Annotated in this window: 9 protein-coding genes; 6 read left to right on the forward strand and 3 right to left on the reverse strand. The window is 68.6% G+C overall.

What is annotated here, in order from left to right:
* The 3 genes from VGS97_RS11295 to VGS97_RS11305 all read right to left on the reverse strand — a co-directional run.
* A partial coding sequence (locus VGS97_RS11295; RefSeq protein WP_326853310.1) for an alpha/beta fold hydrolase occupies positions 1-341 on the reverse strand: 341 nt, incomplete at its 3' end.
* Positions 338-2245: a DUF4873 domain-containing protein gene (locus VGS97_RS11300; protein ID WP_326853312.1), complete on the reverse strand. Its 1908-nt coding sequence runs from the start codon at positions 2243-2245 to the stop codon at positions 338-340. The genes VGS97_RS11300 and VGS97_RS11295, both read right to left, overlap by 4 nt.
* 78 nt (positions 2246-2323) lie before the next feature.
* The gene (locus tag VGS97_RS11305; RefSeq protein WP_326853313.1) at positions 2324-3103 is read right to left on the reverse strand and encodes a TetR/AcrR family transcriptional regulator; all 780 of its coding nucleotides are present in this window, start codon (positions 3101-3103) and stop codon (positions 2324-2326) included.
* 81 nt (positions 3104-3184) lie between these two features.
* Here VGS97_RS11305 and VGS97_RS11310 point away from each other — a divergent pair, with 81 nt between their 5' ends.
* From VGS97_RS11310 to VGS97_RS11335, 6 genes are all read left to right on the forward strand, one after another.
* Positions 3185-4108 (forward strand): diiron oxygenase, encoded by a 924-nt coding sequence (locus tag VGS97_RS11310; RefSeq protein ID WP_326853315.1) that lies wholly within the window; start codon positions 3185-3187, stop codon positions 4106-4108.
* A gap of 715 nt (positions 4109-4823) precedes the next feature.
* Positions 4824-6134, forward strand: coding sequence for a S53 family peptidase (locus VGS97_RS11315; protein WP_326853317.1), 1311 nt, complete (start codon positions 4824-4826; stop codon positions 6132-6134).
* A 242-nt stretch (positions 6135-6376) separates the two neighbouring features.
* Complete coding sequence (locus VGS97_RS11320; protein ID WP_326853318.1) at positions 6377-8425, forward strand: S53 family peptidase; 2049 nt, start codon at positions 6377-6379, stop codon at positions 8423-8425.
* A gap of 192 nt (positions 8426-8617) precedes the next feature.
* Complete coding sequence (locus VGS97_RS11325) at positions 8618-9109, forward strand: YajQ family cyclic di-GMP-binding protein (protein ID WP_326853320.1); 492 nt, start codon at positions 8618-8620, stop codon at positions 9107-9109.
* A gap of 196 nt (positions 9110-9305) precedes the next feature.
* Positions 9306-10535 carry a hypothetical protein gene (locus VGS97_RS11330; RefSeq protein ID WP_326853321.1) on the forward strand — a complete coding sequence of 410 codons (1230 nt, stop codon included), beginning with the start codon at positions 9306-9308 and terminating at the stop codon, positions 10533-10535.
* Positions 10536-10803: 268 nt separating this feature from the next.
* Positions 10804-11070: ATP-binding cassette domain-containing protein (locus VGS97_RS11335; RefSeq protein ID WP_326853322.1), on the forward strand; the 267-nt coding region annotated here is incomplete at its 3' end.

The following is an 11070-nucleotide window of genomic DNA, read 5'->3' on the forward strand; positions in this document are numbered from 1 at the left end:
TGGCCGGGTCCCGGGATGTCGCTGGCTCCGTGGCCGCGCAGGTCGTAGGCGACGACGCGCAGATCGTGACGCAGTGCGCTGATGACGGGCGCCCAGAACGGGATCGAGCAGGTCCAGCCGTGGACCAGGACGACGGTTGGCGCGTCGTCTGGACCGTGGATCTCGACGTTGAGGTGGATGCCGCCGGTGGAGAGCGGGCGTAAGCGGATACGGGGTTCTGGGATGGTGAAGAGGTCGGCGGGGTGGTGGTTGGGGGTGTGATTGGGAGGGGAACTGGGAGGGGGACTGGCGGGGCGGCGTTCGGCTGGGTTGAGCGCGTCGGGCGTGGCGGGGCGGGTCATCGGGCGCTCCCTCCGGTGGGGACCAAGTGGTATTCGTCCACGTCGATGCTTCGGGTCTCGCGGCGGAAGCGGATCGTCGAAGCGGGCCACAGCGTGGGGTTGCGACCCGCCGCGTTGAGGTACCAGCTGGCACAGCCACCGATGTTCCACACCGTCGGCGTCATGCGACGCTCTATGTCGTCGCACCACCGCTCCTGAGCGTCAGGGCGGGGATCCAGGGCGGCTACGCCGAAGCGATCGAGTGTCTTGACATAGTCGACGATGTATCGCAGCTGGGACTCGATGATGTGCACCATGGAGTTGTGGCCGAGCCCGGTGTTGGGCCCGATCACCAGGCAGAGGTTGGGGAATCCGGCCACCGTGGTGCCTCGTAGCGCACGCATGTCGCCTTGCCAGGCCTCGGCGAGCGTCTTCCCGTCCACACCGTATACGTGGTTTGCGATCGGGACGTCGATGGCGTGGAAGCCGGTCGCCAGGACGATCACGTCGGCCTCGACCGCCGTCCCGTCCTGCGAGATCAGGGTGCTGCCGTCGACCTTGGCCAGGCCGGACGCGACGACGTCGACGTTGGGCCGGGCGAGCGCGGGATAGAAGTCGTTGGACAGCAGGATGCGCTTGCAACCCATGATGTACGAGGGCGTCAGCTTGGACCGCAGTTCGGGGTCCGCGACGGCCGTGTTGAGGTTTTGCAGGGCCAGACGCTGGGCGGACTTGAGCAGCGCGGGGCGTTTGACGAACGCGCCGACGGTCGATTCGCGCACCGCGTATATGCCGAGGCGGGCGACCCTTTGCGTGGGCGGCACGTGCCGATAGAGCCAGCGCTCGGCGGCCGTGATCCGGCGGTCGCGGCGGGGCAGGACCCACGCCGGCGTGCGCTGGAAGAGCGTCAGGCGTGCGACTCGGGGCTGGATCTCGGGCACGATCTGGATCGCGGACGCGCCGGTTCCGATGACCGCGACGCGTTTGCCGGTCAGGTCGTAGTCGTGGTTCCAGCGAGATGAGTGGAAGACCTCGCCCCGGAAACCGTCGAGCCCCGGGACGTCCGGAAGCGAGGGGTCCGCGAGCGGGCCGGCCGCGCTGATCACGATGTCTGCGGCCAGGTCACCGCGCGAGGTACGCAGGTTCCAGCGGGAGTTCGCCGTGTCCCAGCGAACGTCGGTGACCTCTGTGTCGAAGCGAAGGTGGCGACGCAACGCGTAGCGATCGGTGACGTCCTCCAGATAGGCGCGGATCTCGGGCTGGCGCGAGAAGCTGCGCGACCACAGGGGATTCGGCGCGAAGGAGAAGGAGTAGAGGTGCGACGGTACGTCGCACGCGCAGCCGGGATAAGTGTTGTCCCGCCATGTGCCGCCGACCGACGAGGCGCGCTCGAAGATGACGAAGTCGGTGATCCCGTTCTGCCGTAGGCGGATCGCGGCACCAAGGCCGCCGAATCCGGACCCGATGATGGCGATGCGGGTGTGTGACGGGAGAGACGCACGGCGTGGCGTATCCGTGATTGCCGCGGTGGATTCACCGGTCGCGAAGGCGCTCGGGAACGGGGGCGTGGACGTGCCGGTGATCCGGTAGCGGTTCCACGGATCCGGATCGGCGATCTCGCAGGACGCTGATCCGTGCGGCGTGCTGATGGTCGCGGTGGATCGGCCGGATGCGAGCGCGGCGCTCAGACCGTCGTGGGCTGCGATGCGGCCGTGCCAGTGGTAACGGCCGTCGATCGGCTGGAAGTATCCGCGCAGGTCGACGGTCACGCGCAGGTCGAGGGTGTCGGCGCGCGGGGTGGCTGGTGGCGCGTCGCGGGGTGCGGCAGGCTCCGGAGTCTGCGACGCCGAGGAAGGAAGAGTGGGTACGGACAGGGACAAGGTCGCGGGGCCGGAGTACCCGTCCTCACCGTTGAAGTCAGCCATCGAACCTCCCCGATTGGGAGCGCGAGGTACGCGGACGTGTGGTGCGTAATGGCGCGGAGCAGGGTGGGGCGTGTTGGGCTATTGGGCGGCTGCGTCGTTGCGGCGGCCGGGTTTTTGAGGGCGCTGGGAGTGCGCGGGACCGGTGGTTCGCAGAGACAGCGTGGGGCGTGGCGCCGGGAGCGGAAGGTCCGGGTCGATGGTGACTCCGGCGTCGCGCAAGACGCCTGAGAGCGCGGTCCAGACGAGTTGGGTGACGTATTCGACCACGTGCACGCGGCTCATCGAACGGCGCTGAAGCCACCACTCGCCGGTGCTCTGCACCAGCCCCGTGACGCCGTACGCCCACGGTTCGGCCGCGCCGGAGTCGAGGCCGAAGACGCGAAGGTAGTCGCCGATGACCGCGGTGAGCTGCCCGGCGATGAACTCCTTGTGGTGCTGGACCGAATCGACTCCGTCCGCCAGTTCGGTCGCGTGCCGGGCGAGCAGCCAGTAAAGGTTCGGATTCTCGTCGATCACCGCGAAGTACGCCCCGATCGCCTCGCGGGTGCGCGCGAGCGCGGGGCCGTCCGAGTTGAGCGCGGGCAGCAGGCGGGCGAACAGCACTTGCGTGCCACGCTCGCCGAGCGCTTGGACGAGCGCGGCCTTGTCGCTGAAGTAGCGGTACAGCACCGGTTTCGTGACACCGGCCTCGGCCGCGACCGCGTCCATGGGCAGATCAGGGCCTTGAGCTTCGAGCACGCGGAGGGCCGCGTCGATGAACTCGGCGCGACGGGTCGTCCGGTGCGCCGTCCACCGGTCCTTGCGGGCGTCGCGCGGGACGGGCGCGGTTCCCGGTTCGGCCTTGACAGGTCCACTCATGCTGAGGATGCTACCAGAAGTAACTGTTACTTCAAGTCATATCTTCGCTGAGGCGAGAACGCAGACGGTGAGGAGGCCGCGATGGCTGGGAAGACGCTGGTGGAGAGCAGGAGACGGGGTCCGACGGGAGACCGGGAGCAGACGGCGCAGCGGCTGCTGCGATCGACGGCGGCCCGTTCGTACGACCCCGAACTGGAGATCGACTGGTCCGTGCCGCCGGTCCCCGGGCTCGACTTCGTGCTCGAAGAGCGCTGCTCGCTGTACGGCACCGCGCTGTGGCGCTCGCTCAGCGCCGAGCAGCGGCTCGAACTCGGCAGGCACGAGGCGGCGAGCGTCGCCTCGGTCGGCGTCTGGTTCGAGGTGATGCTCATGAGGATGCTGACGAAACTGGCCTACGAGGGCGACGCGACCACGCGGCACGTGCAGTACGCGTTCGCGGAGGTCGCCGACGAGTGCCGGCACTCGACCATGTTCGCCCGGATGATCGAGTGGATGGGCGCTCCCGCCTACGGGCCGCCAAGCGCCGTGCACCGGCGCGGCAGGGCGCTGCCACACGTCGCGCACGGCCCGGCGATGTGGGGCGCGATCCTGATCGGCGAGGAGGTGGTCGACCGGTTCCAGCGGGAGATGGTCGACGACGAGCGTATCCAGCCTCTGATGAGGATGGTGAACCGGATCCACATCGTGGAGGAGGCCCGGCACGTCAGCTTCGCGCGAGCCGAGTTGCTGCGGACCGTCGAGGCCACGCCGCGCTGGGAGCTGCCCTATCACAGGCTGCTGCTGGCGTACGTCGCGTACATCGCCTGTCGCAGCCTTATCAACCCTCGTGCTTACGCCGCGGTCGGGCTCGACCCGCGCGAGGCGCGCAGGGCCGCGCTGGGCAATCCGTACCACCAGGACACGATCCGGTTCGGCGGCGAGAAGATCATGCCGTTCCTCACCGAGGCCGGGCTGGTCGGCGAGCCGGGGATGCGATTCTGGCGGCAGTCCTTCCTGGTCGGGTGAGCGGACGACTCACCCGTTGGTGGGCGTGGCTGTTCCTGCGCGGATCGGCCGGGAAAGTCCCCGAGCGTCAGAGCACACCGACGACGGGGAGGTTGCACGGCCGATGCTCCGGAGGAATGCCGGCGGTAAGCACAGGGTTCGTACACGCTCGCAGCGGCGGCTGAGAGCTCCGGCGCTGGTTGCGGCCATATTGCTCGGACTCGCGACGACGACCGTCATCGCGGCGAGTGCGAACGCCGATCCGGGAGGTGGTTCGAGAGTCGGTACGGGAGCAGACGCGGGAGGCGGTTCGGCCGGTGGCGTCGGCGGTGCGGCGGACGATCCGCTTGCGGCGGAACTGTCCGCGCAGGTGCGGGCCGTGTCCGATCCGCACAGTCCTCGGTACCGGCACTTTCTCACACCGGCGCAGGCCGCGAAGTACCTGGCGCCCGAAGCGTCGAAGCACCCGGACACGCGCGGTGCGCCCGGCGGATCGACCGGGGATCTCATGCGTTCGCAGCGTGTTGACGCGAACGACGTGTTGGCGGCGCTTGACGGCGGCGGGGCGGTGGCCGCTCCCGCGGGACCGCCGCAGCCGTGTTCCGCTTACTTCGGGCAAATCACTGCGAGTACTTATCCGTCGGCGTTCGGTACACATCCACCTTTCGCTGTGTGCGGATATACCCCGGCGCAATTGCGGTCCGCGTACGACGCGGATGCCACGACAGGTCGAGGCGTGACCATCGCAGTACTCGATGCTTACGGCTCACCGACGATTCTCGCCGACGCGAACGAATACGCCGCACGACACGGCGATCCACCATTCATCGCTGGTCAGTACACGGAAAAAGTCGAGCCGAAAGCGTGGACGCTCCAGGACCTCTGCGGCGCAGTCGGGTCCTGGGCGGCCGAGCAGACGCTGGATGTCGAGGCGGTGCACGCTCTCGCGCCCGGTGCGCACATCGCCTACTACGGGGCGAATTCGTGTCAGGACTCGGACCTGCTGAGCGCGCTGACCGACGTCGTGGCGCACCGCTCGGCCGACGTGGTCACGGCGTCCTGGGGCGGGCCGGTGAGCACGACCGGCGGCGACATGTCCGCGGACGTGATCCAGCGCTACGACCGGTTGTTCCAGGTCGCCGCGCTGGAAGGCATCAGCGTCGACTTCCCGGCGGGTGACTGCGGGGTGAACGCGCCGACGAGCCGCTGCGGCGGAGCATCCGGCTCGGGCTCGACGCAGCCGCAGACCTCGTTCCCGGCGGCGGATCCGTGGGTGACTGCGGTCGGCGGCACGAGCATCGAGGTCGGGCCCGACGGGAGTATCAGACGTCAGACGGCGTGGGGCACCCGCGCGTGGGAACTCTCGGGTGAGCAGTGGAGATCGCTGGGATGGATCTACGGTGGCGGGGGCGGCGCCTCGGCACAATTCGCAGAGCCCTGGTATCAGATCTGCCAGGTCCCCGCGACGCTGGCCGGGACGCTGCCGACCGGCGCACCGGCCACGACGCCCCGGCGCACGGTTCCGGACGTCGCGCTGGATGCGGACCCGTTCACCGGCATGCTGATCGGACAGACCAGACCGTTGGCAAACAGCAATAAATCGGGCGAGCTGGGTGTCTCGTACGCAAAGGTGGGATACACCGAATCAGCTGTCGGCGGAACCAGTCTGGCGAGCCCACTGTTCGCAGCCCTCGAAGCTGATGCGATCCAGTTCGGGGGCGGATTCCCCCTGGGATTCGTCAACCCGACGCTGTACGCTCGCGCGCGCACTTCGTTACTCACGGACGTGGACGCGGCGCCCCAATACCTGCCGCCGGGAAGCCAGGTATTTCCGCCGATTCCGGGCAAACCCGCGGTGCTCGCCGGACTCGGTGACGACGGCCCGCTACTGGCCGCACCCGGTTACGACACCGCGACCGGGCTTGGCACACCGTCCGAGGACTTCGCCGTACGGCTGGCCGAGATGGGAAGTCGCCAGGACGTGGGAAGTGCGGAAAGCACAGGAAGTAGGGGAATCCCTTGTTTCGCCGCACCGCGTCCTCAGTAAGTCGCTGATGGCTCGGCGAATATCGGGCAAGTTCCCCATTATTTTCAGATAAGCATTGCGCCGGAGCCGGTTTGCGCAGTAGCAATGGTTCCGCTGTCCGCAACGCGTCGCCGTAGTCCCACGGTCCCCACCTGTCACAGGCCGCACGAACCGCGGCCCGTCGCGCCGGACGCAGCCAGTCCAGCACCTACATCGTCCGGGCCGTTCGCCCGGAGACTGAAAAAAGGGGAGGAAGGCCACTCATGCCACTCGCCGCACAACGGCGGGCCAAGCGGGCCGCCGCGGTGTTCATACCGACCGCGGCGCTGCTCGCCACCGCGCTCTCGGCGGCCGCGCCGGCCGACGCCGCAGCGACCACGTCCTCGATCGCCGTCGACCATCCGTCCTGGGCCACGCCGTCGGCGGACCGGGGCGCCGTCCCCGCGGCCACCGCGGTCACCGCCCGCGTCTACCTCGCCTCGCAGGACCCGGCGGGCCTGTCCGCGTACGCGACCGCGGTCTCGAACCCGTCCTCCTCGCTGTACGGCAAGTACCTGAGCGCGGCCGAGGCCGCTGCGAAGTTCGGCCCGTCCGCCGCGAACACCGCGGCCCTGGAGGCCTACCTGACCGGGCACGGGGTGACCATCACCTCCGCGACCGCGCACTACCTGGACATCTCCGCGACCGCCGCGCAGATCCAGGCGACGTTCAGCACCAGCCTGCACAACTACTCCACCAGCACCGGCACGCACCACGCGCCGAGCGGCGACCTGAAGCTGCCGAGCGCTGTCGCCAAGGGCATGCTGAGCGTGACTGGCCTGGACGGTGTTACCAACACCGCTGCGCGCCCTAACTCCGTCTCGGTGTCCAAGGCCATCGGTACGAAGGGCAGCACTCCGGCGACCGGTATCCCCGAGCCCTGCTCCACCTACTGGGGCCAGTACACGGCTACCGGTTTCCCCACCGGTTACACCGCCACTGAGTCCACCGACCCCTGCTCCTACTACCCGTCCCAGCTGCGCAAGGCTTACGGCGTCAGCGAGACCGGCCTGACCGGCAGGGGCGCGACCATCGCGATCGTCGACGCCTACGGCTCCTCGACGATGCTCGCCGACGCGAACCAGTACGCCGTCAACCACGGTGACGCGCCGTTCAAGCCGGGCCAGTACACCGAGTACGTCACGCCGTCGAACTGGGAGCTCCAGGACGCGTGCGGTGGCGCCGGTGGCTGGGCACCGGAGGAGTCGCTCGACGTCGAGATGGCTCACGGCTACGCGCCGAACGCCAACGTCGTGTACGTCGGCGGCAACTCCTGCTCCGACCAGGACCTGCTCGCCGCCTGGCAGCTGATCGTCGACAACCACCTGGCCGACGTGGTCTCCAACTCCTGGGGCGAGATCATGCACGGCCCGGCCGGTTACTTCGACACCACGATCATCGCGCCCTACGAGCAGACGCTGAAGCAGGCCGCGGTTGAGGGCATCGGCTTCAACGTGTCGTCCGGCGACTGCGGAGACAACTCCCCGGCCGCCGCGTCGACCGGCGCGAACTGTGACCCGAACACCACCGAGCCGCAGACCCAGTGGCCGGCCTCCGACTCGTGGACGACCGCGGTCGGCGGTACCGCCCTGGCCATCTCCAGCGCCTCGGGCAAGTACAAGTTCGAGACCGCCATGGGCAACCAGCGCTCGGTTCTGTCCAGCGACGGCAAGTCGTGGTCGCCGTTCCCGGGCTACTGGTACTTCGGCGGTGGCGGCGGCACGAGCGAGGACTTCGCCCAGCCGTGGTACCAGATGTGGGCCGTACCGAACAGGCTGTCGCACACCCTGATGACCGGTGAGACCGTCAAGAGCGCACACCGGGTGATCCCAGACGTGGCGATGAACGGCGACCTGCTCACCTCGGTGCTGGTCGGCATGTCCGACGGCGCGCCCTACTCGGAGGCCGGCTACGGCGGCACCTCGGTGTCCTCGCCGTCCTTCGCGGGCATCCTCGCCGACGCGATCCAGGCGCAGCACGGGCACCCGCTCGGCTTCGCCAACCCGGCGCTGTACCTGCGCGACGGCCTGTACACCGACGTCACGGCGCACCCGGCTGCGGCGCACATCGGCGACCAGCCGCTGTCGGTGGTGTACGACCTCGGGTACAACGCCAACGGCTCGCGCCGGGTCCGGCTGTACACGATCGGCACCGACTACGGTCTGAACGCCGGTCGCGGCTTCGACAACGCGACCGGCCTCGGCTCGCCGACCGCGTGGTTCCTGGAGTCGTTCGGCTTCGGCGGCGGCGAAAACGACAACGCGTCCCGCTGAGCCGGCAGTCAGCCGATCAGACACGCAGTTGATCCGACTGCTTGATCCGATCGGCTGATCCGGCCGACTGATCCGATCGGGCGGGTCGTCCCCACGGGGGCGGCCCGCCCTTTCACGTCCGCTCGGTAGGCTCTGTGCTTCTGGAGAACGGTCTTCGAAGAGCGAGAGCCGTCGCCGAGTGAGGAGCGCGCCGTGGCGTCCGAGTCCAGCTTCGACATCGTCAGCAAGGTCGACCGGCAGGAGGTCGACAACGCCCTGAACCAGACCGCGCGGGAGCTCGCGCAGCGGTTCGACTTCAAGAACACCGGCGCCGCCATCGCCTGGTCCGGCGAGAAGATCGAGCTGCGCGCCGACGCCGAGGGCCGGGTGCTGGCAGTCCTCGACGTGTTCAAGGACAAGCTGGTCAAGCGCGGCGTCTCGCTCAAGGCCCTGGACGCCGGCGAGCCGCAGCTGTCCGGCAAGGTGTACAAGATCTCCGCCGAGGTGGCCGAGGGGATCAGCCAGGAGAACGCCAAGAAGCTCTCCAAGCTGATCAGGGACGAGGGCCCCAAGGGAGTAAAGGCGCAGATCCAGGGCGACGAGCTGCGGGTGTCCGGCAAATCCAAGGACGACCTGCAGGACGTGATCTCGCTGCTGAAGGGGCGGGACTTCGACTTCGCCGTGCAGTTCATCAACTACCGCTGAGGCGGTGTCTTGGCGTTGTGTCTTAGCTCGGACAGCGGTCTTAGCTCGAACGGCGTCGACAGTGAGGACGATGAGCGTAGTTCGTGAGAACTACGTGAAGAACCCTCCCTGGGACGATCCCCCGGACGTCGCGCGGTGCTGTGATAGGAGGTAGCAGAACCGAACCCGCGACACAACACGGGGAGTGACCCGAGAGATGACCGAGAACGACAGCACAACGACCACGTCCAGCCCGCTGCGCCGCGGCGGCGTGCGTGCCCTGGCGCCGCTCTCGGTGGTCGCGATCGTGGCCACCGGGGCCGCGCTCGCGCCGCAGTTCGCCTCGGCCGCGCCGACGCTGCCGCCGATCTCGCCGCAGAACCTGCTGGTGAAGGCCGCCGAGTCGAATGTGACGGCGTACTCGGGCACGGTCTCGCTGACCACCAACATCGGCCTGCCCGCGCTGCCCGACATGTCCAGCGGCGCCAACCCGCTGTCGCTGCTCAGCGGCACGCACACGCTGCAAGTCGCCGCGAACGGCCCACAGAAGCAGCGGATCGCGCTGCTGGACACGATGTCCGAGTACGACCTCGTGCACAACGGCACCCAGGTCTGGCTCTACGACAGCGAGCACAACAGCGTCGAACACGGCAGCGCCGATCACAATACGCTGACTTCCGGTGACCATGCGAAGCAAGACGCGAAGGCCAAGGCCGAGCAGCTCGCGAAGGCGCCGCTCACGCCGCAGCAGGCCGCGCAGCAACTGCTGGCCGCGATCACGCCGACCACCGGGGTGACGGTGGACGGCACGCAGTCCGTCGCGGGCCGCGCCGCGTACACGCTCGTGATCACGCCCAAGCAGAAGGGCTCGCTGATCGGGAAGGTCACGATCGCGATCGACTACCAGAACGGCGCGCCGCTTCAGGTCGCGATTTACCCGGCCGGTTCGGGCACCCCGGCGTTCGAGGTCGGGTTCACCTCGGTTTCCTTCTCGGCGCCGAGCGACGCGCAGTTCAACTTCACCCCGCCCAAGGGGGCGACCGTGCAGGAGCTGAACGGCGCCGGTTCGAAGGGCACGCGCGGCGGCGAAGCGAACGGCATGAACTCCGAGAGCCTCGCGCCGCAGGTCCTCGGCAAGGACTGGCTCACCGTCGTCGAGTTGCACGGTGTGGACCTGAACGCGCTGGCGAAGGGCGCGGGCTCGCTCTCGGACCCCGGGCAGCGTGACAAGCACAGCAACGCGACTGGCCTGTTCAACGGCGACCCCTCCACCTACATCGACACCCTGCTCGGCGCGGGCACGCCGGTCAGCGGCGCGTTCGGCAGCGGCAAGCTGTACACCACCGACTTCCTGTCCGTGCTGATCACCAACGACGGGCGACTGTTCGTCGGCTCGGTGACGCCATCCCTGCTCAAGGCCGACGCCGCCGCGCAGGGAATGAAGTGACAGGGAATGCATTGATAAAGGGAATGACGTGACCGCGACCGAGACAGGGAACGACGTGACCGCCGGCGACGCAGCGGACACAGCGCACTCAGTGCGCCCGAGCGGCACGGCGCGCGACCTGCCGTCCCAAAGCGACTCAGCACGTGACATGGCATCTCTGCACGATGCAGAGCGCGACGTCGCAACCCTACGCGGCACAGCACGTGACATGGCGTCCCTACGCGATGCAGGCCGCGACGTCGCATCCCCACACGGCGCGGAGCGCGACATGGCGTCTCTGCGCGACGTAGGGGGCGACGCGACATCGTCGCGCAACGCGGTACCCGGTGTGGCAGCCATCGCGACGCGCGGGCTGTCGAAGCGGTACTGCGGCGGGCAGCTCGCGGTGGACGGACTGGAACTGTCGGTGCCGCCCGGCGCGGTGTTCGGCTTCCTCGGCCCGAACGGTTCGGGCAAGACCACCACGATCAGGATGCTGATGGGTCTGATCGCGCCGACCGCGGGCCGGGTCGAGCTGTTCGGCGAGCCCATCCCG

Origin of the sequence: Actinocrinis sp. (assembly GCF_035946395.1) — a bacterium.
Lineage (GTDB): Bacteria > Actinomycetota > Actinomycetes > Streptomycetales > Catenulisporaceae > Actinocrinis.

Coding starts and splice junctions, on each gene's coding strand:
- VGS97_RS11320 (WP_326853318.1), top strand. CDS start 6,377: ATGCCACTCGCCGCACAACGGCGGGCCAAGCGGGCCGCCGCGGTGTTC.
- VGS97_RS11330 (WP_326853321.1), top strand. CDS start 9,306: ATGACCGAGAACGACAGCACAACGACCACGTCCAGCCCGCTGCGCCGC.
- VGS97_RS11300 (WP_326853312.1), bottom strand. CDS start 2,245: ATGGCTGACTTCAACGGTGAGGACGGGTACTCCGGCCCCGCGACCTTG.
- VGS97_RS11305 (WP_326853313.1), bottom strand. CDS start 3,103: ATGAGTGGACCTGTCAAGGCCGAACCGGGAACCGCGCCCGTCCCGCGC.
- VGS97_RS11310 (WP_326853315.1), top strand. CDS start 3,185: ATGGCTGGGAAGACGCTGGTGGAGAGCAGGAGACGGGGTCCGACGGGA.